The organism is Paenibacillus sp. FSL M7-0896 (genome assembly GCF_037975415.1).
In the GTDB taxonomy this organism is placed as follows: domain Bacteria; phylum Bacillota; class Bacilli; order Paenibacillales; family Paenibacillaceae; genus Paenibacillus_AQ; species Paenibacillus_AQ silagei.
On the sequence record NZ_CP150250.1, the window covers coordinates 1980637 to 2003653 of the forward strand.

Genomic DNA, 23017 nt, shown 5'->3' on the forward strand with positions numbered 1-23017 from the left:
AACCGAGCAGCAACAGCGTTGGATCATACGTACTGTTAGTTGCTGTATAACTTGTGCAAAGAACTTAAGTCCTTATTTGATTAACCATTCTCAGTTTAACAAATTCCCTCAATCGCTTGAACAGCCAGCCTCAAAGCCTTAATTCTCCGCTCCAAAAGCGTTCTTTGTGGACTGCCCGCCTTTGACTTGGCATAACTGTTCTCCACTGAAGGGGTTAAACCAGTGAGAACCTTGCCGGCCTCTGCTAAATCTTCAGGTGTATATGAATGAGGCTTTTGATTCCAGACATTTTCCAGAACCGCTAAACCGATGGATACAGCATGGAGCCGTTTGGTTACCAGGGTAGTATTGGCGCCACTTTGAGTCATTTGGGACAAAGCGCTCTCAAGTTTTTTGACTGTGGATTGCATAGAGATTATGGATTCCAATTGATCTGCACTAGATATATTTTCCATGTACACTATCCTTTCGTTGCTTCTGAATTTATAATTCATGCCAGTTTTTATTTCATAAGCTCATCGGGATAACTCAGACTATTAACCGACTCGCTGTCGCCTACAGGGTGACCGTGGATCATTTGATCGACATCTATTTTTTGTTGTATGTTTTTCCCATTGACCTGCTTGAACGAACATTCCCAAAAGATGGACTTGCGGAGGACGTAACGTCACAGTCTACTATAGACATCATAAGAGGTCTTATTAGAGAAAAGCAAAGGAGGGTATTCGTTGGAGCTTACAATAGGGAAATTCGCCAGCGCTGTCAATACAACGATTAGGACACTTAGACATTATGAGCAACTTGAGCTGCTTGTTCCGGGTAAGCGAAATGAATTCAATCAGAAAATATATACCAGGGATGAATTGAAGAGATTCTACAATATCCAGCTGCTCAAAAGCTTGAACCTGCCTTTAGACGAAATTAAACAAAGGCTTGAAGAGCCGGAGTATTCTTTTAGCGACATGTTAGAGGTTCAAGAAGCAATGCTTCTCGATAAGAGAGATAGAATAAACGAGTCACTCGATATGATAACCAGAATCAAGAACATAAGCAATGAGAACGGTGACTTAACTACTGAAGATCTTATGTTACTTATGAATTCTATCCGGTTAGAAGAAGATCAAAGAGTGATATTAAATCAATATTTCTCTGCAAACACGGTCGATACTATAATGCCAAAAAGTAAAGCTCAACAATCCGAATTAGATAGGTTGAATAGAAGACTGTTATCTTTCTTCCGAGCAGCAATCCAAAATGAACTAACCCCCGAAAGTCACGAAGTACAGAGAGAATTAAAAGGACTGTTAGAAAGGGTACCTGTAGCTATAGATGAGCTGTCTGATTCAAATCAGTACCTGGAACAACAGCTGGACATCTATAAAAGCTTATTGCCTGTTGATGTGGTGGAGTTTGCAGGACAAGCGATCCAAGTGTTTTATAACAAGGGTAATGAATAAAGGGGTGACTTTAGGTATGAGTTCGTTAAATTCGAGACAGCATTATAAGCTATTGCTGCATATCTTGCTGGGATTAACACCGTTTTTAATATTGGGTCTGATCCTTATTGGGATTTTTAGGTGGGGAGAGATCATGCCCTTTATGGTTTCGCTGTTTGTCCCGGATGAGATCTCTTATCTTTCAGTCACCTTACTGGGCTTGATCGTCGGTACGACTATAGTATTAATTAGCATAGGTCTCATCATAAAAACAAACACAGAGCTTCCTCCATCGCAAGGTGCGGAAATGATCAATAAATTATTGAAGACTCCAAGCGGTATTGCCGTTAGTTCACTGGGGGGAAGCTTTTTTGAAGAGTTTTTCTTCAGGGGTGTATTAATAGGGTTGTTTATTGGTTATAGCCCGATCATCGACGGGGTCGTCATTCTTATAAGCTCCTTTCTATTCTGGATCATACACGTACCGCAATATAAAGGCATTTATGTAGCCTACGCTATCGTATTTATTAATGGGCTGGTCTGTGCTTTATTGTTTTATTATACGGGTTCCTTGATTCCTGCCATCCTTGTACATGCGATTTACAATCTTGGAATAGGGATTTATTTTATAAAAAGAAGCTATTAGGTTTACCATTCATTCTCCTCTTCAAATTCCCTTTGATAACAATAAAAGGATGTTTAGTAGGGTTAGAGATTAAATAATCCATTACATAAAAGAAACACATTTATAATTTAGAGGGCAGGTGAATTAATGCGGAACCTCATATGCTCATTGCCGGAAGGAGAGTATGATCTTGAAAGAACGCTTTTTGATCCTATTCTCGAAAGGTGCCGTGCAGATTAATGAACAGGGATGAGTTATTTTCGCATGTCCAAAAATTTTCTGAAGACCAGTACTCCAATGAACACCGCTTGAATGCAAGAATACAACTGTATCAGTATTGTGAACATAAGAAGGATTGGCATGAATGGGTATTTGAGCATTTGAGACTTATCGAGGGTCTGAAGATTGCAGAAATCGGTTGTGGGACCGGTGTGTTGTGGGAAAAAAACATGAGTAAAGTACCATCCAAATCGGAAATTGTCTTGACTGATGCCTCCAGAGGGATGATAGAAACGGCAAAAGGGAATATTCATGATCCCCTAGATCGGTTTCACTATGAAGTCGTTGATGCTGAGAAGATGCCTTGGCCGGATCATTCATTTGAAGTTTTGATTGCGAACCACCTGCTGTACCATTTTCAGGACCACAGGAAGATTTTCTCTGAAATCAACCGCGTATTGGTTCCTAGTGGAATGGCATACGCTTCAACTGTAAGCGCGAACAATTATAGAGAATTATTGCAGCTCATATTAGAGTTTGACGGCAGACTGTCTTTCTTTAACGAAGCCGTTAAAAATTTTAACCTGGAGAATGGCCAGGATATCCTCGGCAAATATTTTAAGGTAACAGCCCAATACGTATTGCAAAATGATATTGTCATACAATCGGCTGCGCCGCTCATTTTATATGTGGCCTCCTATTTTAGCGAAGACCAATTACATATCCTGACCGACAGGTTCAATGAACTCTGCGATTATTTACAAGGGACTCTTGAACGTTCGGGAGCACTGCGTATCACCAATCGAAATGTTTTATTTCAATATCAAAGAGTTTCAACAGGATAGTCAGGATCAGGAGTGTTTTTAAGCTCAGCTTCTGTTCCTACAAAAAAGCTCTGCACCGTAGGCCCCTCGATTGTACCGGAACTACTAACCGACTCGTCGTCACCTATAGTGTGACCGTGGATCATTTGATCGACATCTAATTTTTGTTGCTTATTTTGTTCATCATAGTAATAAAATTCTTCGAAAGATATCCCATATTCAACATCTGGAGTGGATGTTTTTAATACTCCAGATTCAGGGATGGTAAAAATATTTCTCCCATTAGCCTGTTTGATAGCGGTAAACCCCTCTTGATTATAAATAATCCGGACCCAACCCACATAGTTGTTTGGGATAAGATAGTTGTTTGGAATATAACGGACCAGAGAGATCTTATCCCCGCGAAAACGCCACTTTTTGCAGTTTAACGGACTCAGGCGACCTTAGTGTCTCTCTATGAGACGTTTCGGAGCCGAAGTGCTAAGGATAAGGCCTATGAAGTCCGTTACTCGCCCAAATGACGAATTTCTTCCCGAATAAGAGCGCCTCAGTCCGTTACGCCAAGCCAAGCACCTCTCCGCATATCCGGAGGGGCGCTTGTCGTTTATAGATTAATAATAACCCCTACTCCTCAACCACCTTAGAAGAACTAGGCGTATTCTTATTCTTATACACCCACATTGCGTACTCCAGCGGGCGGACCAGGGCTTTGCGGTAGGTGCTGTTGTCGCCGGAGCGGGCGAAGACCTCGCGGGCGGGCTTGGGGTTGACTTCCAGTACGTAGATTTTGCCCTCGCGGTCAATGGCCAGATCCAGGGCCAGCTCGCAGAGGGCGCCGAAGCTGTCTTCGAGATAGGCGGCAGCCTCGATCCCCAGCTTCTCGGCAGCGCGCATGGCCTTGTCGGCACGTTCTTCGCTGCCGAGCCACTGCTTCAGCAGCGTCTCTGCCTTCATGGCATGCCCGCCGCCATGGAGGTTCGAGGTGACGCTGCGCGCGGCGCCCACCCGGCCGGCCATGCCGGTGAACTCCCAGTCGCCCTGGCCGTTCTTCTGCACCAGCATCCGGTAGTCGTGGAACCGGCCGCTGGGCAGCCGCAGCGGGATGCCCTGCTGCACGAGGAATTTACCGCTGATGCACCACTGGCGGACGATGGTCTCCAGCCGGTTCAGCGACACCTTGCGCGGGGCGATGATCTGGCGGCTCTGGCGGCGTCCCTGGATATCGAAGAGGGACTTGCCTTCACGCTGGCGTTCGATCCGCAGGATGCCGCGCCCCCCGGTGCCGTTAATCGGCTTGATGTAGACGACGGGGCTGGATTTCAGCATCCGGTGCAGATCGGCAGAGGACTGGTAGAGCAGCGTCTCCGGCATATGGGGCCGGAAGCGGCTCCGCTGGGAGAAGGTCTGATGCACCGTCCATTTATTGCGCAGCGGGCGGTTCAGGAAGGTCAGATGGTCGTACCGCGCACGGAAGCGCAGCAGCTGCTGGAAGCGCTGGCTGCGCTGAATCCGGCAGCGGTCATAGATCATATTCGGGAAGGAGCGCCATTTGCGCGACCATACTCCGCTTTTGACATCATAGACCATGGCATTGATCAGGTCCTTGCTGACATGTACATCTGCCGGGGTGAACACAAAGACATCCAATCCAATCCGGCTGCCTTCAATAATCATCCTCCGGTATACACTCTTCTCTTCGAGCTGCTTGGCGTCGTTCAGATAGAGGGTGAGGATGCCTAGGACGGGCTCTGGCACAGGAGCTCACCTCCTTGCGGGAGAATGGCGGGATCAACTTCGCTCCTAGGGGAACGCAAGAGCAGGGTGGGCTTGCCTGTAGGGCCGGTGACCAGATCAACAGCGGAAAGGCCGATGTTGAAGCACATCTTGAGGCTGGCTGCATTGTCGCAGGCGACATGGCATTCCAGATGCCCGAGGCGCTCCAGCTGTGCAGCAAGCAGGGCTGTGCCCGTATGCCTGTTCCGGTACAGGGGGTGTACGGCGACTACACAGGCCTCCTTGCCGTAGCCGGAGACGAAGCTGACGCCTGCGAGCTGGCGGCCGTTCTGACCACGCACCGTGGCAATGAGCAGGGAGACCCCCGGCAGGGCGAGCTGATCCGGTGTCAGCCGGGCCAGCCTCCTGCATCCGCGAAGTGTAATCCGCTGCTCCCCATACTCCCTCAGGAACTCAAGCAATCCGTTTCGCCTGGATTCCCACTGTACGGGATTGCTGTCGTAGAGTGAGGATATCTGCATGGTGTCACTTCCTTTGACGGGTAATGGATTATTTGGATTGGCGGGACAGATGATTGCCGTATTGGAAAATGCGTTCGAGTGACAGCTTGCGGATTGCCGGCTCGTCGAACTTCATCGGGCGGGAATTGGCTTCAAAAAACCATACTCCGCCTTCTTCATCGACCCCGAGGTCCATCGACATCTCGCCCAGCATGCTGGATGAAGCCCGCTCAATCTGCCGGGCCACCAGCAGCGCCGTAGTAGAGACATTCTTCAGGATAACCTCTGCCTGCTCGGGCCCGAAGGTTCCCTCCAGCATGCTGGAGGGGTCTTCAATGCTGCCGCCGCGCGGAACATGGGTGGTGATGCTGCGGGCCCCGGCCAGCCGGGCGCCGATACCGGTTACCGCCCAGGCACCCCGGCCGTTCTTCTGCAGCAGCACCCGCAGATCGAAGGGGCGGCCGTGGTGTCCGGCAAGCACGATGGCTTGCTGGACAATATAGCGGGCGGACCCTTTTTCCCGGCCGATTCGGGCCCACAGCCGTTCGACAGACGCTGCTTTGTAGGTGGTGTTTTTTTTGCCGCTCTGAATCTGCAGCCGGTAGGGAAGGAGAGTGTCCGGCCGGTATCCCAGCCGCATGATGCCTTTGCCCGCCTTGCCCTTCTCGGGCTTGAGATAGAGGCTCTCGTGATTCTTCAGCATCGCGGTAAGGGTCGCCGCGCTGCGCAGGCGGCGGGTTTTGGGCACATGCCTCGAGGTGGCCTTGGATTCCTTGAGCCACTCGAAGAGATTCCATTTATTGAAGAAGCTCGGATTGTACAGCGAGATTTCGGGATGCTCCAGACACTCGGCAATTTTGCGCGCGACCGGTGCCTTCTCCTCCTCCTCGCGGTTGGGAATCCGGTTATAGATGACCTGCGGCAGCGGAACAGGAATGGCGTACCAGAGCTTTCCGCTGGCGGAGGGCACGTAGCCGGTCACGGTCTGTTCATTCAGCTTCAGGTCACGGACCGTGATGACATAGACCATATATCCCATTTCTCTGCCGGTACGGATAATGTCACGAAAGTTATTGCGGTTACCGCGGAACTGCTTAAGCCGGTCACTGGTGGTCAGAATGGCGATTACGGGCTTGCTGGGATCGGGTATCCGGCTGTTCACAAGTCATCCCTCCTGCGGAATTTGCTGAGATACAGACAATGCTCCAGGATGTGCTCAATGGAAGCTTTGCCCTCAGCGCGCAGGGAGGGGTGGCGGAAGATAGAGCGTCCCGGTTTGGCATTGGCCTCGAACATCCAGATATCCTCATCCTGGTCAATGCCGAGGTCGAACCCGATCTCGCCGAGCAGATGGCGGTGCTGGATCTCCAGAGATTCTGCTAGCTTGACGGCAGTGGTCTTGGCGCGCTGGAGGACCTCATCTGATCTGGCCCCGAACACACGGCCGAGGGCCTGCTGCGGGGTCAATAGCGCTCCGCCGTTCTTCAGATGGGTGGTGACACTGCCCCGTCCGGCTTTTTTGGCCCCGATTCCGACGACGACCCATTGATTGCTGCCGTTCTTGTGCATGTGGAAGCGGAAATCAATCGGGCAGTTGTCAATCTCAATAAGGCGTATACCCTGCTGGACCACATAGTTCTGCATGCTCTGCCCATGGCGTCCCCGCAGCATACGCATCAGGCTGTCGAAGCTGGTGAAGCGCAGCAGCACATTCTTGCCGCTCCTGCGGTACCGGGCGAAATACCCTTTCTTCGGCAGGTAGGTCAGGCGGTAGATGCCGTGTCCCAGGCTGCCGGCCGAGGGTTTATAATAGACGAAGTGGTGACGGTCGAGCATATCCCGCATTTGTTCGGAGCTGGGGTTACTGTGCGTTTCAGGCACGAAGCGGTTCGCTGCCCCGTCATTCTCCAGCAGCCGGTAGACATCCGATTTGTTGAAAAAGCTCCAGTTGAAGTACGGAATCTTCTTGCGTCCGAAGCGCTCGCGCAACTGGTTGATGTAAGGGGAGGTCTCAGCTCTGCGGCTGGGCAGGCGGTTATAGACGACATCCGGCAGGGGCACCAGCTTGCGCTCGAAGCGGCCGCTTGCCGTCAGAAAATATCCGTTGACCTGTTCCTGCTGCCAGTCGATATCCCGCGGCATGAAGGCGAAGATGTAGCATTTGTTGCTGCCTTCGCGCAGCAGCTGCTTGATGAAGCCGGTGCGGGAGCCGAAGGGCTGCGCAGCAGAAGCGGGTCCGTCTGAGAGCACACCGACCAGCGGCCCGAGCTGCACCTCGTCATTCTGCAGATTGCGCAGGTAGATGCCGCCGGACTTCGGGACCTTGATGGCGCTTTTGACGCCCGAGGCCAGGAAGAGGTGCTTGCCGGCACGCTTGATCGGCTTGATCGTGGCCGGGATGGCATCTTTTCCGAGGCGCAGGCGGATATTTTTCTTGCCGGATAATTTCAGGCTTCTCATCAGTTCACCCGAGACATATACTACTCGATCAGGCTGCTTGGTGAAATGGACATTGCAAAAAGTGAGACCCATTTATGAATCCTCCTTTGGAACCATAGATATCATTCTCCCGTGTGAACGGAGCTGCCCGGGAGGCAGCTTGTGCTGGCTGCTTGAGCTAAGCAGCAGATGGCGCGCATAGCGCAGCGGGTTCTCGGCGGCGAGTCTAGCAGCCCGGCGGTCGCCCGTCAGCCGGAACACCGTGCGCCCTGGCTTGGAATTGGCTTCCAGCAGATAGATTCTTCCTCCGGCATCGATACCAAAATCCAGGCCCAGCTCTCCGAGTCTGCCGCAGGATTCTTCCAGCAGCGGAGGCAGGAGCGCAGACGCCAGGGTCAGCTCCTCCAGCAGGTCTCTTCCTGCCGCGCCGTATTCATCCAGCAGGAAGGGGAGAGCAGGAACGGCCGTGCCTCCGCCGTGCAGATTGGAGGTCAGTGATCCCCGGGTGCCGAGCCGGACGGCCATGCCGGTCAGGGTCCAGGCACCAGTGCCGTTCTTCTGCATCAGCACACGTACATCGAACGGCTGTCCTCCGCTGCCGGTGAGATGCAGGTAAGGCTGTATGATATAGCGGTGCTGGCCGATGAAGCGGCCGATCCAGTCCAGACCTTCGTCCAGCGTACCGAAAACATATTGAAAAGGTTTGTTATCCCGGTCTCTGCCCCGCACCTTCACTCCGCCGCCTTCGCTTCTGCCGAGCAGTACAGCGTGCAGGGTGCGCTTGCCGTGGGAGCCGGTCCGGGGCTTCAGAAAGACGCCGTATTCCCTTCCGGCGAGCATATTGCCAAGCGCTTCGCTGCTGCTGTATAGCTCAGTTTCCGGCAGCAGGGGGGCGGCAGCGGGGCTGCGCCGCAGAATCTCGTAGACTCCCCATTTATCAGGAAGCCCGCGTGACCAGGGCAGACAGCGGGTCAATACAGACAGGGCAGCGGAAGCTGCCCTTTTCTCCTCCGGTGTCCGGTAGAAGCAGCGGTTATAAAGAATGTCGGGCGGCGGAGCCTGCGCAGGCTCCCATTGTCCGTTCTGCCATTGATATCCGCGGACATAGGAGCCGTCCGCAGCCACATCCTCCGGATGAAAAACAAGGACCTTCAGCTCATACAGCGGGGCCGCACGGCAGAGATGACTGCAGAACTCCGGCTCTGCGATGGGAGGAATCCCGTGGCGACGGCCTGTCATAATGCCAAGGAACCCCATTGCTGTTGTGGTCATGATGTCCTCCTTATAATCCGGCCAGATAACGGCAGTATAGAATCATTTGTTTGACTGAGGGTCTGATTTTCTGATCATTCAGGGGTGTGTTGTCGTTCTTGGACGGCTTGGAGTTGACCTCCAGCAGCCAGATCCGGCCGGATTGGTCAAGTGCAAGGTCGATGCCGAGCTCCCCGAAATGGGCGGGAATGTAGGTCTCAACCCCTCTTGCAATGGCCAGCGCCGCTCGGGGCAGCTGAATCTGAGTACTCTCTTTGACACCGGCCGGAAGACTGCTTTTGCCGACGGCTTCCTTGACCGTACTGAGCGTGCCGCCGCGGGCAAGATTGGAGACGAAATGATTGCTTCCGGCGGTCCGGGCCACGATGGAGGTGACGCCCCATTTGCCGGTGCCGTTCTTCTGCACCAGTGCCCGGAAATCGACCGGACGCCGTCCCAGCTCCATCAGGGAGAGACCCTGCTGGATCTGGAAGCGGGTGGTTTTCATCTTGGGGGCAATGGCCTGAAATAGCTTCGCCAGACTGGAATAGCTCTGCTTGCGTGTGCCCATCGGAGTGGTGGACAGCAGCTGGTAGCCGCCGCCTGCCTCTTTGGAAATGCGCAGAATGCCCTTGCCCAGGCTGCCGCGTACCGGCTTGAGGAACACACTGGGGTAGCTGCTGCACATTTTTTTGAGTATGGCGAGGCCGTTCAGGGCATGCGATTCGGGCAAGTACCGCTGCAGGGCGGGGTCCAGAGCCAGCGCCTCGAATACCTCTGTCTTGTCTAGGAACTTTTCGTTGAAGAAGTGGGTTCCGTAGCGGGATTTTACATCTGCCAAAAAATGCTGTACGCTAGGTTTATTCTCTACCTTTCGCGTGGTCAGCCGATTGTTGATCACATCGGCAACAGGAAGACTCAGCTTCCGCCAGCCCTCATCGTAGACCCAGCCCTGGATGGTAGTGGTGCGTGATTCCAGCGCTTCCGGGGTGAAGAAATAGACATAGGCGCCTTGTGCATGACAGGCATGAGTCAGCTCCCGGCAGAACATGGTGATCTGGCCGAAGACCCGCTCCGGCTGTTCGGGATGGTCCCGGCTCACCAGGACGCCAATCATCGGCCCCAGACGCAGAATGCGGCTGCCGGTGCTGTAGGAAGCGTTAAGCGTCAAGCGCTGTCTTAAGCCAAGCCGCCGGCCGAGTGCCTCACTTACACGCAGGCTGTCGGATTTGGGGACAGGAATTACGGTAACCTCCTGCCGGAAAGAGCCGAAGTTCAGCTGAATGGTTCCGTGCGCCGGTATTTTGAGCCTCTTCATGGATTTGTCGCCTAGCATTACAGCATTTTCCTGCAGGATGCCCGAGTGGACCGTTTGAACCGGGATCTTTAGCTTAGACATCGTGAATCTCCTTCCGGTAGGCAAGCATGGTGCCGGCAATATGAATCTTGAGGGTTACATATCATTCATCATATGGAGACATCTGACCCTTGGTGATTGACCTATTCCCGAAAAAGCCGTGCCGGGCGGATTAATATCGCCGGCAGCCAGGGGGCTGGCAGGCATGCCCTGGGCCGGAGGGCGGGAGCACAGAAGGAAGTAGGCGTGCCCGGGCAGAACTTGCGCGGCTGTCAAATTTGGGCGCGGACAGCCCCCGGGCTGGCTGCTGAACAGGCATAGATCCGCTGCCTGCTGGATGAGCGGGGGCTTTTGAAGCGAAGCAGAGACGAACATTAATTGGAGGAGGAAATAGAATGAACGTGATTGACAAGGCGCATGAATTGGCGCGTGCCATTAAAGACAGCAGTGAGGTATCTGATATTACCAGTGCAATGAAGGTGATCGAAGCAGATCCGGAGAGCAAGCAGATGCTCGACAACTTCCGCCAGAGCCAGATTGAGCTGCAGCAGCGGATGATGAGCGGGGACATGCCTCCACAGGAGGACATGGAGAAGATGGAGAAGCTCTTTGAGGTGCTTAACCTGAACCTCGGCATCCGCCGTCTGTTCGACGCAGAACGCCGCCTCAGTGTAGTCATCGAAGACGTGAACAAAATCATCACAGACAGCCTGTCCCAAATGTACGGCGCACAATAAGCACCGGCAGCGCATCAGGGATTCTCTGATACAGAAAAAGGGTGATTTCAGGGCCATTCGGCTCTGGAATCACCCTTTTTAGTCTAGTGCAGCATCCGCTTTAAAACTGTAAGAATGAACCTCAGGGTGTTAAAGGCTGAACATGAACATCGAGCTACTATTAGACTGATCCTGCACCCTTTACCGACTTCTGCTCTTACATTCAAGTAGGTGATTGTATTTCCTGCAATAGAAAATGCATTACTGATCGTAAAATGAGATTCTATTGTATTTCATACAGTGGAATGTTGTGTTTTGGGTGAAAAATGGCCTTTTTTCAACATTCAATTGTACCGAATACAATAGATTCTATTTCGAAGCCTTTTTTACAGCATTCCATTGTACAAAATGCAGTTGCTATCGTGCCAACGCCTACTGCATCCTAATGACTGCTGCGGGATTGAGCGCTGCCTCGTTAAGGTCCGATAATGGTCATATTCACAATACTTAATCTGATGCAGTACTAGTAGTACAGCAGGTTTAAACGTGTGAGAACGCCTATAACCGCTTGCCGAGAGTTGGCTGTGTCCTAGTTAAGGTGTAGTGGGGATGCGTAATTGCAATCTGTACAACTAAATCGTCTAATTTACTCTCGAATATCCATTTAGCTGTATTTCGTGCAATTAAAATGCCTCTATACCTGGATTTTTGCCAATCCGGGCAAATTTAGTTGTACAGACTACACTTAGAAGAGGAAAGTCTTCCTTTTCACAATTTTTAATTGCACAAAATACACCTATCTCTGAACGTTCGCTTCGAACGCAACTTCGCACATTTAGCACGTTTATGAAATGATTTCATTTCTTGCAATCCGCTAATCCTGCTTGCCCTCTACCAGACACAGCAGAATAGTAGCGGCCATCCCGAGACGGCGGTCCAGCTTGCCGTGGGTGTCCTTTGAGAAATCGGCAGTGATTTTGGTGACAAACGGGTTGAAGTTGTACCGGAAGGCATGCAGGCTAGAACCTGCATTAATTAAAAACCATCCTGCTGAAAAATTACGCAGCTTGTCTCATATTTCAGGACGCAGGTTCATAGAATAGAGATATAGATTCATTCTAACAATCCTGTAGAGCGAAGGAGCGGTCCTGCAATGAGAAAAAGAAGTAAATTCAAACATTCTGTGTATCTGCTGGTTGCCCTGGCCATGCTGTTATACGCGCTGCCGAAGCTGTCTTTTCAGAATGGTTCCGGCTGGGTGCTGGGCTTCGGTCTTGTCTGGTGTGTCTTCGCGTTCCTGGTTATTGCCTCACATCTGCATTTCATTATCGGGGTGGATGAAGAGAAGCAGAAGCGCCTGGATGCCGTCCGCAAGGCCAAGCTTGCACAGTGGCAGGGCCAGTGGAACGAAGAAGGCCGGGTGTCGCAGAGATCATAGTTCCGGGATTAAGCTAATGGTGCAAAAGTACCCCCTGTTTGCCTGTGCGGCGGACCGGGGGTTACCTGTGCATGCCACTTTTCCCGGGAGTAACGTACGCGGTGTTATATATATATTCCCGGCTGTACTCATTGATGTCATTCCTGGGAAGGCCCGTTCTTTCCGCATACCTCCCATACATTTATAATGGCTTGTCATAGAGCTGTCATAACTTTTGAAAGATACAGTGTAACCTGTTGTACTCCGGTGTGTCCAGCATGTATAATGGGTACAGAATAGTACAGATCGGGGTATGGGGGTGTAACAGTTGGAAGGTCAAGGAGATAATATCACAAAGCATGAACAACTGCTGCAGCACATTGAGAGTCTGAAGGTGGGAACCAAAATCTCCGTCCGCAAGCTGGCGAAGGAGATGGGGGTCAGCGAAGGTACGGCTTACCGTGCAGTGAAGGAAGCGGAGAACCTGGGGATCGTCATTACCAAGGAACGGATTGGCACAGTCCGGGTGGAGAAGAAGCCGCGCAATATTTCCGAACAGCTGACCTTCGGGGATGTCGTAGATATTGTTGAGGGGCATGTGCTTGGCGGAGCAGAGGGTCTGAACAAGCACCTTCATAAATATGTGATCGGTGCGATGAAGGTCGAGGCCATGATCCGGTACATCGATGCCGACAGTCTGCTGATCGTAGGGAACCGCGATGATGTGCACTCGCTTGCGCTGGAGCAGGGGGCCGGGGTGCTTGTAACGGGGGGCTTCGGCACCAGCCGAGAGGTAAAGGCACTGGCTGATGAGCTGGATCTGCCGGTGATTTCGTCCAGACATGATACGTTTACGGTGGCTTCGATGATTAACCGTGCGATCTTTGACCGGCTGATCAAGAAGAAGATTATGCTGGTAGAGGATATTGTGGAGGGCAAGCTGCGCCTGAATACACTCAAAATCTCCAGCACTGTAGGCGAGCTGCGTGAACTGTCGCAGACCAGCGGCGAGCAGCGGTTTCCGGTCACGGATGAGTGGAACCGGGTTATCGGAATTGTAGGCCGGCGTGATGTGGAGGATCTCAGCGAAGGGCAGAGCATCGAGAAGGCGATGGTGCGCAGTCCGGTTACCGCTGCACTCCAGACCTCTCTGGCTTCGGCGGCGCAGATTATGATGTGGGAGGGGATTGATTTTCTGCCCATTGTGGACCGCAACCGCAAGCTGGTAGGGTCGGTCACCCGGCGTGAAGTGCTGCAGAGCCTGCGCGACGCCAGCAATCAGCCGCAGCTTGGAGAGACGTTCGATCATCTGATCTGGAACGGGTTCGCGGACGAGCGGGATGAGGAGGGAAGACTATTCTTCCACGGCTTCATTACCCCGCAGATGGCAACTGATCTGGGGACGATCTCGGAAGGGGTTCTGTCCACCCTGATGACCCTGTCCGCCTTCAAAGCAGCCAAGGACATCACCGGGAACGACTATGTACTGGACAATATGTCCACCTATTTCATCCGTCCGGTACAGATTGAGCATTCCATCACCGTCATGCCGAAGCTGCTGGAGATCAGCCGCCGCACCTGCAAGCTGGAGATCGAGATCAGCTATATGGATACCATTGTAGCCAAGGCCGTTCTGATGCTGCAGTCAATTGACCATGGGTAGCGGGATAAGCGGGTAATGATGGGTGAATAACGATTTTTCCGAAAATATCTAAATAGACCAGGCTGTCCTGCAGGCGATCAGGAGTAGCAACTGGTCTATTTGTGTATGGGCGGCGGCTGAACCCTCAGCTTCCGCTGCGCATCCGGCTGTAGTAGCTGAAGCTGCGCAGCCCCGAGAAGATATTGAACAGGCCCAGCAGCAGAAAAGCAGCCTCAATGACCACGTTAAGCGTTGAGCCGCGGAAGATGAACATTGACATTAGTGAAAGCGTGACCAGCATTCCGCCCAGCAGCATATTCATGATTGAGCGCCTAGTGCCTTGTATGAGCGGGTCGGCGGTTCTGCGGGAAGAGATGCTGTACGCGGCGGCGCATACCATGAAGATAACGAGCAGGGCAAACAGCAGATACTTAATGAACATAATCATGAACGGACAGCTCCTTTGTGGAAGACCGGGCAGTCAGCGTAGCCTCAGCCGGGCACTCTGTATCCTGTGATTGTGATTTGTCCACTATTGTATCATGATTTGCGCCTCAGCTGCGCTTATAAGGGCTGATTTCCACCCAGATTTGCAGCACGCCCTCCATCACCAGCATGGTGCGGATTTTGACGGTGTATTCCTTCTCGCGGGCCAGATAGATTTTGCTGTCCAGCAGCAGACGCGCCAGCTTGCCGTCGGAGTCGATATCGAACATGCTGCGTCCGCGCAGCGGCTCCAGATCGCCCGCCAGCTTGCTGAGTACCTCCTTGGTTGTTACCGGGTCCAGCGCCGCGGCACCATCCTTGATCTTGCTGTCCTCGCTGCGCACCTTAATCTCCCGGATCACGGTGGAGGTATTATTGTACTTTTTGAGCGTGAGAATGTCATTCCGGTACTGTTCAATTTCCAGCCGCAGATCCTGATTGTTGAGCCAGAGTATGTTATAGCCCATGTTATAAATTGCGTTATACAGGGCGGCTCCCACAATCATCCCGAGGACAAATACAGCAGCAATCTGCGAGAAGCGGCGGTAGCGGTCAAACGGAGGAAGTCGCATGTATCTTTTCACCCCTTGATCTATAGACATTTGGTTGGAGGCGTGATGGTTCTACTTGCCGCAGACCCACTTGACCAGCTCACTGCCCATATGAGCGCCCAGGAAGGCGAACACCAGATAGAGAATCTGCTTGATCGCCGGGGAGAGATTGCCTCCCAGCATATTGCTCTCAATGACCCGCATCGGGTCGATCGTTCCGCCTACGGCGGCAGCCAGTGCCCATATCTTAATCCGGTCTGCGATTTCCACCATGGTATCTGTTGGCGGCTGAAGAGAGACGACGGCTCCGATTCCGCCCAGCATCGCTCCGCCCAGCACTATGCCGAACGCGATGAAGAAGTCGAGGACGGCCTTGCTTAAGAAAATATCCATAAAAAGCTCCCTCCTTAGATCAGGCGGCGGCCTGGCTTTTGCCTGTCCATATGCTCTTAATCCATTCTATGGGCGGCTCCCCCTCTAATATGATAAAATAGTTTCATCTTATGTTTTGATTTGGAGCTGAAGGGAAGTGGGGAATATGAGCCCATTCGTGCATTTGCATGTGCACAGCGAATACAGTTTACTGGACGGGGCGGCGCGCATTACAGATCTCGTGCGCCGGGCCGGCGAATACGGCATGACATCGCTGGCGCTGACGGATCATGGTGTGATGTACGGGGCCATCCCTTTCTATAAAGCCTGCCGGGCGCAGGGAATCAAGCCGATTATCGGCTGTGAGGCTTATTTGACCGCAGGCTCGCGCCGTGAGCGGGGGAGCCGTAAGGATCAGCCGATCTATCATCTGATTCTGCTGGCGAAGAATATGACCGGCTACCAGAATCTGATGAAGCTGATCTCCATCGGCCATCTGGAGGGCCAGCATTACAAGCCGCGCATTGATATGGAGGCGCTGGCAGCACATTCCGAAGGCATTATCTGCCTCAGTGCCTGCCTGGGCGGTGAAGTACCGCAGCATCTGCTGCACGGCCGGGAGGATGAGGCGCGTAAGGCGGCGCTGCGGTATAAGGAGATTTTTGGAAACGACTTCTATCTGGAGCTGCAGGATCACGGGATACCAGAGCAGAAGCGGGTGAATCCGCAACTGATAGCACTTGCTGAAGAGCTCGACATTCCGCTGGTAGTGACCAATGATGTCCACTATATGGACAAGGAGGATGCCGAGGTCCAGGATGTGCTGATCTGCATCGGCACGGGCAAATCCGTAGACGATGAGGACCGGCTGAAGATCGGAACGGACCAGCTGTTCTTCAAAAGCGGAGAGCAGATGGCTGCGCTGTTTCCGCATGTGCCGCAGGCGATAGAGAACACGCAGCGGATCGCTGAAGCGTGCAATCTGGAACTGACGTTCGGCCATCATATTCTCCCGGAATTCTCGCCTTTGCCGGAAGGGCTGGATGCCGCTGCTTATCTGCGCGAGCTGTGCCGCAGCGGGCTTGCGCAGCGCTACGCGGATACTCCGCTCTGGGAGTCGCCGGAGCAGAAGGAGACGGCTGAGAAGCGGCTCGACTATGAGTTGGGAGTTATTGAGAGCATGGGGTTCAGCGATTACTTCCTGATCGTGTGGGATTTTATCGCTTTTTGTCACCGCAGCGGTATTGTTACCGGTCCGGGCCGTGGTTCCTCCGCAGGGAGTCTTACCGCGTACACGCTGAAGATTACCGATGTGGACCCGCTGAAATATAATCTGCTCTTCGAGCGCTTCCTGAATCCTGAGCGGATCACGATGCCCGATATTGATATCGACTTCAGCGACGAACGCCGCGATGAGGTCATTGCCTATGTGGTGGACAAGTACGGTAAGGAGCATGTGGCGCAGATCATCACCTTCGGTACGATGGCGGCCAGGGCTGCTGTCCGTGATGTGGGCCGGGCGCTGAATCTGCCGTATAACGAGGTGGACAAGGCGGCGAAGCTGATTCCGGGCCAGCTCGGCATCAGCATCACCCGGGCGCTGGAGAGTACGCCTGAGCTGAAGGCGCTGTATGAGACGAATCCGAAGACCAGAGCGCTGCTGGATACGGCGATGAAGGTGGAGGGCATGCCGCGCCATGCTTCGACGCATGCGGCTGGCGTGGTCATCTCCAAGGGGCCGCTAACCGATGCTGTTCCGCTCCAGGCGGGCAATGAGAGCACGGCGCTGACCCAGTACTCTATGGAGCATCTGGAGAGCGTTGGGCTGCTCAAGATGGACTTCCTCGGCCTGCGGACCTTGTCGATTATTGAACGCTGCATGAAATGGGTGAAGGAGATGACCGGGAGCGTGCCGGATTTCCGCATTATTCCGGATCATGATCCGCTAACCTATGAGATGCTTGGAGCAGGCGAGACTACCGGCGTATTCCAGCTGGAATCGGCAGGCGTACGGCGGGTGCTGAAGGACTTGAAGCCAAGCGGGTTCGAGGATATTGTCTCGGTGGTGGCGCTGTACCGTCCGGGTCCGATGGAATTCATCCCGAAATTCATCGGGGGCAAGCATGGGGAGTTCGAGGTCGTCTATCCGCATGCGGATTTGCAGCCGATTCTGGCCGATACGTATGGCATTATCGTCTACCAGGAGCAGATCATGCAGATTGCCTCCCTGATGGCCGGCTTCTCGCTTGGCGAAGCAGATCTGCTGCGCCGTGCAGTATCCAAGAAGAAGCGGGAGACGCTGGATCAGGAGCGCAGCCACTTTGTGGAGGGCAGTCTGAAGCAGGGCTACCAGGAAGCGGATGCCCATGCGGTCTATGATATGATCGTGCGGTTCGCCAACTACGGCTTCCCGCGCGCCCATGCGGCTGCTTACGGGGTGCTGGCCTTCCAGACCGCTTATCTTAAGGCGCATTATCCGGTGCAGTTCATGGCCGCGATGCTGACTGCTGTGATGGGGAGCCACCGCAAGGTGGCGGAATATGTTCTGGAATGCCGCCGGTCCGGGATTGGCGTACTGCCGCCGGATGTCAACGAGAGCGGGGTGCTGTTCACTCCGGTGCCCGGTGAAGGCCGCGGGCATATCCGCTTCGGGCTGGCTGCGGTGAAGAATGTCGGCACGCAGGCTGTAGAGAACATCATGGCAGTCCGCAAGGAGCGGCCGTTCGACAGCCTGCTCGATTTCTGCCGCCGGGTCGATCTGCGGGTCTGCAACAAGCGCGTGATCGAATCGCTGCTGCAGACCGGGGCGTTCGATGCGCTGCCCGGACACCGGGCGCAGCTGCTGGCGATGCTGGATGAGACGGTGGACGCGGCGGCCAAATGGCGCAAGGAGCGCGATGAGCTGCAGATCCAGCTGTTCGATGACCTGATCGAGACGCCGAACTGGGAGATCCGCTACCCGGATATTCCGAGGTTCAGCGGAACCCAGCAGCTGGAGCTGGAGCGTGAGCTGCTCGGGCTCTATCTCTCCGGCCATCCGCTGGATGACCATGCGGGGCTGCTGGAGGAGCCGGGGGTGCAGAAGCTGATGGATCTTGGCGAAGCAGCGGATGAGAGTATGACCGTGACGGCCGGTATGGTCGTGTCGCTGAAGGAGATCACGACCAAAGCCGGTAAGGCGATGGCTTTTGTGGAGTGGGAAGATCAGATCGAGCGCTGCGAGGTCGTACTCTTCCCTGAGGTGTGGAAACGCAGCCGCGCCCTGATTGAGAAGGGCGCACTGCTGGCCCTGCGCGCCAAGGTGCAGCAGGAGGACGAGGGTTTCAAGCTGCTGGCCGAGGAGGTAGCTCCACTCACCTCGGACAGCGTGCGCGGCCTGCTGCAGCGCCGCAGCGCCGGGTCCCGGCCCGCCTACGGCGCGGGCCGCAGTGCCCCTGCAGGAGCGCCTGCGGCCGCTCCTGCAGCCCGCACGGGCGCCGGTGGCCCCGGCGCCCGGCCCGGCGGTGCAGCTGGCGCCGCCGCTGCACCGGGCACGCGCACACCGGCGGCACAGCCGCCCGGTGCGCGCGCTTCTGCGGCCGCTGCGCAGGCCGCGCCTAAGGTCCCGGCCGCGTCAGCCGCGCGGCCGGACAGCTCTGCCCCGCTGCGCACGGGGCAGGGAGCCAGGCGCCCAGCGTGTCTTCATCAAGATCACGCCGGGCGCTGAGCTGAAGGGTCTGCTGCCGCGCCTCCAGGCGCTGCTGCAGACCCATCCGGGACCCGCAGCGACGCTGCTGTTCTATGAGCGCAACCAGAAGGTGCTTGCGCTGAGCGACAGCTACCGGATCGAGCCCTCGGAGGAGCTGTTCGCAGCCATTGAGGAGATGCTGGGTGCCGGAACCGTCCGCCTCAGATAGGAATAGCCAAGCCTTCCCAGTGCAGCGTCAGAAATAAATTTATGGATTGAATCAGTAAAACGATACCACCTACAATTGTGTTCGGTTTTCCGATTACATTTGGCCTACGCTACTCACCGGTCCAATTGCGTTTGGTTTTATGTTTAAATTTGTTAATTATATACAAACAGACGATGTTCTGTTTTTTAGCCACGCTGCTCATTTTCATGCTGGAGTTGTGCCTTGAAAGACTGTTTGTTTTCGTATACATTTGTCCCAAGCAATTCACTCTTTTAGTCGTTCAGGCCTCATCATGCCGACCCGCTTTTTTAATCTGATGCGCTACTAGGAGCATGTTCAAAGCGAACATTCACATAGGTGTATTATGTGCAACTAAAAACCGTGAAAAGGACGGCTTTCCTCTCCTAACTGTAGTCTGTACAACTAAATCTGCCCGAATAGGTGAGAACCCGCATATAGAGGCAGTTTAGTTGTATCGATTACAGCTAAATGGATAGCCGGCAGTAAATCAGACGATTTAGTTGTACAGAATGCACTTGGGCATACGCGTTGCACCATAACCCGGCCATAGATACACTGATCTTTTTAGCACATTTGTCCCCTCTTCCGCATACATTAGGGAACCAATAGAGTGAACTTATGAATCTGTCAGGCTTCACTCTCAAGTTCAGCTAAATCATAGCGGGGCATTGTCCCGTGCGGAAGGGGAATGACATCATGTCCTATCAAATGGCGGAGGATCTGCTGGGGCGCCGGGGAGTATCACTGGATTCGATCGCAGAGATCGTATATATCCTGCAATCGGTCTATTATCCCAGCTTAACGCAGGAGGAGTGCCTGAGCAGCGTCAAGTCGGTCTTGAACAAAAGAGAGGTCCAGTATACGCTCATGACGGGGATTGCGCTGGATGAGCTGGCCGAGAAGAAGCTGCTGCCCCAGCCGTTTCAGGCGGTAATGGAAGCGGATGAGTCGCTCTATGGGGCGGACGAGACGCTGGCGCTGGGCATCACGAGCGTGTATGGAATGATCGGTCTGACCAGCTTCGGCTACCTCGATAAAATAAAGCTTGGAATTATCGGCAAATTGAATGATGATAAGGGGAGCATTCATGTATTTCTGGATGATCTTGTGGCCGGAATTGCGGCTGCAGCTTCAGCCCGGATCGCCCACGGGCATGAGGGTGCGAAGGTCTATCCCCATGTGACCGGGACCGAATAACGGCTGCTCCTGATGCGCTGCGACCGGCCTCCCGGGCCTGAGTCCTTCCTGCCGGGCTTGCTTGCGGGAAAAAAGAAAACTGTGTTATCATAATTTCATTATATTCAGGATACGGCTGGATTCGAGATTAGGGAGGCCTTGCAGGGCATGTGGACGGTAATCTATATAGCGCCGACCGCCAAAGTGGCGGAGATGATTGAGAGGAAGCTTACGGAAGAAGGATTTCTGATTAAATGCCGTCCCATCAATATGTCCAAGCAGCAGTTTGAGATTCTGGTTCCTTCGGGAGAGCTTGAAGAAGTGCAGGAGGTCCTCAATCTGATCCTGCATCCCTGAAGAGTATGGCGTAGAGATTCAAGAACATTCATGACAGCGGCAAGCTGCTATTTACGCAAATAAACGGCTGAAGAGGTGCGACCCTTGTTCAAAGATTTATTTCAGAAAAAACGGAAGTACGCGACTATTCCTTCAGAGCGTCTGGAGCGAAGCGGCGGACCGGCAGAAGGCGAGCGCCCTAAGCGGGAGATTCCCGAAGGTCTAATGAGCAAGTGTGCCAAATGCGGAACAATCCAGTACAGCAAGGAACTGGAGAAGAATTTGAAAGTATGCCCGTCCTGCGGCTATCATATGCGCCTGAATGCGACCGAACGGATTGCGATGATACTTGATCCGGAAGGGTTCATTGAGTTCGACAGCGAGATGGCGTCCATTGATCCGCTGAAGTTCCCCGGCTATGCTTCCAAGCTTGAGCAGCAGCAGTCCAAAACCGGACAAGTTGAGGCTGTAATCACCGGCCAGGGCAGCATTGGCGGCCATGCGGTTATTGTAGCCGTGATGAACTTTGAGTTCTTCACAGGCAGCATGGGATCTGTGGTTGGAGAGAAAATTACTAGAGCGGTAGAAGAAGCGACAGAGAGGGGACTGCCGATGCTGATCTTCTCCACCTCCGGAGGAGCCAGGATGCAGGAGAGCATTCTCAGTCTTATGCAGATGGCGAAGACAAGTGCCGCGCTGGCCCGGTTCAGTGAAGCGGGCGGCCTGTATATCTCCGTCATTACTGATCCGACCACCGGCGGGGTATCGGCGAGCTTTGCCAGCCTGGGCGATATTATTATTGCCGAGCCCGGAGCGGTCTTCGGCTTTGCCGGACGGATTGTCATCGAGCAGACGATCCGCCAGAAGCTGCCGGAGGATTTCCAGACGGCCGAGTTCAATCTGCAGCACGGACAGCTGGATCTGGTCGTGCACCGTAAGGAAATGCGCTCCACACTCACGAAGCTGCTGGAGCTGCATGATGTGAAAGGGGGATTTTAGGTTGGCAGGAGAGATGCCTTTTGAAATGCCTCTGGTAGAAATGCGCAAAAAAATCGCCGAGCTCAAGCAGTTCGGCGAAGAGAAGGGCATTGATTTCAGCGATGAGGTAGCCCGGCTTGAGGAGCGCTACAGCGAGCTGGAGAATGAGATCTATTCCAATATATCCCCGGCCCAGAAGATGCATCTGGCCCGGCATCACGTACGCCCGACCTCGCTGGATCTGATCGGGCTTATCTTCACGGACTTTATCGAGCTGCATGGTGACCGCCTGTACGGTGACGATCTTGCTGTAGTCGGCGGAATCGCCAAGCTGAACGGCCGGCCTGTAACTGTCATCGGTCAACAGCGCGGCAAGGATACGAAGGAGAATATTCTGCGCTTCTTCGGCAGCGCCCATCCGGAAGGCTTCCGCAAGTCACTGCGCCTGATGAAGCAGGCGGAGAAGTTCGGCCGTCCGATCATCACCTTTGTGGACACCAAGGGGGCTTACCCGGGCAATACCGCAGAGGAACGCGGACAATCGGAAGCGATTGCCCGCAATTTGTTCGAGATGTCCCAGCTGGCCGTGCCGGTCATCTGCGTGATTATCGGCGAGGGCGGCAGCGGCGGAGCCTTAGCGATGGCTGTCGGCAACCGTGTGCTGATGCTGGAGAATGCGATCTATTCGGCGATCTCCCCTAACGGTGCAGCGTCGATTCTGTGGAAGGATGCCACCAAGGCGGAGCAGGCCGCAGAGGCCATGAAGATTACGGCCACCGATCTGCTGGAGATGGAAGTGATCGAGGAGATTATTCCGGAGCCCAGAGGCGGTGCACACCGGGATTACGAAGCTGCGGCGGAGGCGGTTAAGGACACAGTCTGGCGTCACCTGCAGGAGCTGTCCGGTATGGATGCGGCGGCGCTGAAGGAAGACCGTTACCTGAAATTCCGCAAAATCGGCGAGTTTTCCGAGGCGGTGCTGGAGCAGGATGCCGATCAGGATGAAGCGCAAATTGTAGAGTAAGCAGGAGATGCTCTCCG

The 23017-nt window shown here is 53.9% G+C and carries 22 protein-coding genes and 1 pseudogene; 12 read left to right on the forward strand and 11 right to left on the reverse strand.

Annotated features, from left to right (window positions below):
- Positions 1-95: 95 nt before the first annotated feature.
- A complete protein-coding gene (locus tag MKY12_RS08295) occupies positions 96-455 on the reverse strand; it encodes a hypothetical protein (RefSeq protein ID WP_036721579.1) in 360 nt (119 codons plus the stop codon).
- A 273-nt stretch (positions 456-728) separates the two neighbouring features.
- Here MKY12_RS08295 and MKY12_RS08300 point away from each other — a divergent pair, with 273 nt between their 5' ends.
- The 3 genes from MKY12_RS08300 to MKY12_RS08310 all read left to right on the forward strand — a co-directional run bounded on the left by MKY12_RS08300 (position 729) and on the right by MKY12_RS08310 (position 3125).
- Positions 729-1457: a MerR family transcriptional regulator gene (locus MKY12_RS08300; RefSeq protein ID WP_036721581.1), complete on the forward strand. Its 729-nt coding sequence runs from the start codon at positions 729-731 to the stop codon at positions 1455-1457.
- Positions 1450-2082 (forward strand): CPBP family intramembrane glutamic endopeptidase, encoded by a 633-nt coding sequence (locus MKY12_RS08305; protein WP_339255113.1) that lies wholly within the window; start codon positions 1450-1452, stop codon positions 2080-2082. The genes MKY12_RS08300 and MKY12_RS08305 overlap by 8 nt, the downstream gene beginning before the upstream one ends.
- 218 nt (positions 2083-2300) lie before the next feature.
- Positions 2301-3125 carry a class I SAM-dependent methyltransferase gene (locus MKY12_RS08310; RefSeq protein ID WP_339313417.1) on the forward strand — a complete coding sequence of 275 codons (825 nt, stop codon included), beginning with the start codon at positions 2301-2303 and terminating at the stop codon, positions 3123-3125.
- Here MKY12_RS08310 and MKY12_RS08315 read toward each other — a convergent pair.
- The 7 genes from MKY12_RS08315 to MKY12_RS08345 form a co-directional block, all read right to left on the reverse strand.
- Complete coding sequence (locus tag MKY12_RS08315; protein ID WP_339314823.1) at positions 3104-3541, reverse strand: hypothetical protein; 438 nt, start codon at positions 3539-3541, stop codon at positions 3104-3106. The genes MKY12_RS08310 and MKY12_RS08315 overlap by 22 nt on opposite strands.
- 187 nt (positions 3542-3728) lie before the next feature.
- The gene (locus MKY12_RS08320) at positions 3729-4859 is read right to left on the reverse strand and encodes a YheC/YheD family protein (RefSeq protein WP_339255115.1); all 1131 of its coding nucleotides are present in this window, start codon (positions 4857-4859) and stop codon (positions 3729-3731) included.
- The gene (locus MKY12_RS08325; RefSeq protein WP_339313418.1) at positions 4841-5359 is read right to left on the reverse strand and encodes an N-acetyltransferase; all 519 of its coding nucleotides are present in this window, start codon (positions 5357-5359) and stop codon (positions 4841-4843) included. The genes MKY12_RS08320 and MKY12_RS08325 overlap by 19 nt, the downstream gene beginning before the upstream one ends.
- A gap of 28 nt (positions 5360-5387) precedes the next feature.
- The gene (locus MKY12_RS08330) at positions 5388-6500 is read right to left on the reverse strand and encodes a YheC/YheD family protein (RefSeq protein WP_036721597.1); all 1113 of its coding nucleotides are present in this window, start codon (positions 6498-6500) and stop codon (positions 5388-5390) included.
- Complete coding sequence (locus MKY12_RS08335; protein ID WP_036721599.1) at positions 6497-7870, reverse strand: YheC/YheD family protein; 1374 nt, start codon at positions 7868-7870, stop codon at positions 6497-6499. Before MKY12_RS08335 ends, MKY12_RS08330 begins: the two co-directional genes overlap by 4 nt.
- Positions 7871-9049, reverse strand: coding sequence for a YheC/YheD family protein (locus tag MKY12_RS08340; RefSeq protein WP_339313420.1), 1179 nt, complete (start codon positions 9047-9049; stop codon positions 7871-7873).
- Between the two features lie 10 nt (positions 9050-9059).
- Entirely contained in the window at positions 9060-10427 is a 1368-nt protein-coding gene (locus MKY12_RS08345; RefSeq protein ID WP_036721601.1) for a YheC/YheD family protein, read from the reverse strand.
- Positions 10428-10523: 96 nt separating this feature from the next.
- Between MKY12_RS08345 and MKY12_RS08350 the strand changes: the two genes are divergently transcribed.
- From MKY12_RS08350 to MKY12_RS08365, 4 genes are all read left to right on the forward strand, one after another.
- Complete coding sequence (locus MKY12_RS08350; RefSeq protein ID WP_339313422.1) at positions 10524-10706, forward strand: hypothetical protein; 183 nt, start codon at positions 10524-10526, stop codon at positions 10704-10706.
- A gap of 74 nt (positions 10707-10780) precedes the next feature.
- The gene (locus tag MKY12_RS08355; RefSeq protein ID WP_036691219.1) at positions 10781-11122 is read left to right on the forward strand and encodes a YlbF family regulator; all 342 of its coding nucleotides are present in this window, start codon (positions 10781-10783) and stop codon (positions 11120-11122) included.
- Between the two features lie 1132 nt (positions 11123-12254).
- Entirely contained in the window at positions 12255-12539 is a 285-nt protein-coding gene (locus MKY12_RS08360; protein ID WP_036721603.1) for a hypothetical protein, read from the forward strand.
- Positions 12540-12846: 307 nt separating this feature from the next.
- Positions 12847-14181, forward strand: coding sequence for a DRTGG domain-containing protein (locus tag MKY12_RS08365; protein ID WP_339313424.1), 1335 nt, complete (start codon positions 12847-12849; stop codon positions 14179-14181).
- A gap of 124 nt (positions 14182-14305) precedes the next feature.
- Here the strand turns inward: MKY12_RS08365 and MKY12_RS08370 are convergent, their stop codons facing one another.
- The 3 genes from MKY12_RS08370 to MKY12_RS08380 form a co-directional block, all read right to left on the reverse strand.
- On the reverse strand, positions 14306-14608 hold the full coding sequence (locus tag MKY12_RS08370; RefSeq protein ID WP_076082940.1) for a YtpI family protein: 303 nt from the start codon (positions 14606-14608) through the stop codon (positions 14306-14308).
- A 106-nt stretch (positions 14609-14714) separates the two neighbouring features.
- Positions 14715-15218 (reverse strand): hypothetical protein, encoded by a 504-nt coding sequence (locus MKY12_RS08375; RefSeq protein WP_209872545.1) that lies wholly within the window; start codon positions 15216-15218, stop codon positions 14715-14717.
- A 51-nt stretch (positions 15219-15269) separates the two neighbouring features.
- Positions 15270-15590: a YtrH family sporulation protein gene (locus MKY12_RS08380; protein ID WP_036721610.1), complete on the reverse strand. Its 321-nt coding sequence runs from the start codon at positions 15588-15590 to the stop codon at positions 15270-15272.
- Positions 15591-15735: 145 nt separating this feature from the next.
- Between MKY12_RS08380 and MKY12_RS08385 the strand changes: the two are divergent.
- The 5 genes and pseudogenes from MKY12_RS08385 to MKY12_RS08405 all read left to right on the forward strand — a co-directional run bounded on the left by MKY12_RS08385 (position 15736) and on the right by MKY12_RS08405 (position 23000).
- Positions 15736-19465 (forward strand): annotated as a pseudogene (locus MKY12_RS08385) (DNA polymerase III subunit alpha).
- Positions 19466-20182: 717 nt separating this feature from the next.
- A complete protein-coding gene (locus MKY12_RS08390) occupies positions 20183-20683 on the forward strand; it encodes a phosphatidylglycerophosphatase A (protein ID WP_209872538.1) in 501 nt (166 codons plus the stop codon).
- Between the two features lie 147 nt (positions 20684-20830).
- Positions 20831-21019, forward strand: coding sequence for a hypothetical protein (locus MKY12_RS08395; RefSeq protein WP_036725605.1), 189 nt, complete (start codon positions 20831-20833; stop codon positions 21017-21019).
- 84 nt (positions 21020-21103) lie between these two features.
- A complete protein-coding gene (gene accD, locus MKY12_RS08400) occupies positions 21104-21997 on the forward strand; it encodes an acetyl-CoA carboxylase, carboxyltransferase subunit beta (protein WP_036725603.1) in 894 nt (297 codons plus the stop codon).
- Position 21998: 1 nt separating this feature from the next.
- Entirely contained in the window at positions 21999-23000 is a 1002-nt protein-coding gene (locus tag MKY12_RS08405) for an acetyl-CoA carboxylase carboxyltransferase subunit alpha (protein WP_076082927.1), read from the forward strand.
- The last annotated feature ends 17 nt before the right edge of the window (positions 23001-23017 follow it).

Excerpts from the sequence above, each read along its gene's own strand:
- MKY12_RS08360 (WP_036721603.1), top strand. The coding sequence starts at position 12,255 with ATGAGAAAAAGAAGTAAATTCAAACATTCTGTGTATCTGCTGGTTGCC.
- MKY12_RS08390 (WP_209872538.1), top strand. The coding sequence starts at position 20,183 with ATGTCCTATCAAATGGCGGAGGATCTGCTGGGGCGCCGGGGAGTATCA.
- MKY12_RS08295 (WP_036721579.1), bottom strand. The coding sequence starts at position 455 with ATGGAAAATATATCTAGTGCAGATCAATTGGAATCCATAATCTCTATG.
- MKY12_RS08355 (WP_036691219.1), top strand. The coding sequence starts at position 10,781 with ATGAACGTGATTGACAAGGCGCATGAATTGGCGCGTGCCATTAAAGAC.
- MKY12_RS08325 (WP_339313418.1), bottom strand. The coding sequence starts at position 5,359 with ATGCAGATATCCTCACTCTACGACAGCAATCCCGTACAGTGGGAATCC.
- MKY12_RS08335 (WP_036721599.1), bottom strand. The coding sequence starts at position 7,870 with ATGGGTCTCACTTTTTGCAATGTCCATTTCACCAAGCAGCCTGATCGA.
- MKY12_RS08380 (WP_036721610.1), bottom strand. The coding sequence starts at position 15,590 with ATGGATATTTTCTTAAGCAAGGCCGTCCTCGACTTCTTCATCGCGTTC.
- MKY12_RS08310 (WP_339313417.1), top strand. The coding sequence starts at position 2,301 with ATGAACAGGGATGAGTTATTTTCGCATGTCCAAAAATTTTCTGAAGAC.
- MKY12_RS08375 (WP_209872545.1), bottom strand. The coding sequence starts at position 15,218 with ATGCGACTTCCTCCGTTTGACCGCTACCGCCGCTTCTCGCAGATTGCT.
- MKY12_RS08345 (WP_036721601.1), bottom strand. The coding sequence starts at position 10,427 with ATGTCTAAGCTAAAGATCCCGGTTCAAACGGTCCACTCGGGCATCCTG.
- MKY12_RS08340 (WP_339313420.1), bottom strand. The coding sequence starts at position 9,049 with ATGACCACAACAGCAATGGGGTTCCTTGGCATTATGACAGGCCGTCGC.
- MKY12_RS08395 (WP_036725605.1), top strand. The coding sequence starts at position 20,831 with ATGTGGACGGTAATCTATATAGCGCCGACCGCCAAAGTGGCGGAGATG.
- MKY12_RS08370 (WP_076082940.1), bottom strand. The coding sequence starts at position 14,608 with ATGATTATGTTCATTAAGTATCTGCTGTTTGCCCTGCTCGTTATCTTC.
- MKY12_RS08305 (WP_339255113.1), top strand. The coding sequence starts at position 1,450 with ATGAATAAAGGGGTGACTTTAGGTATGAGTTCGTTAAATTCGAGACAG.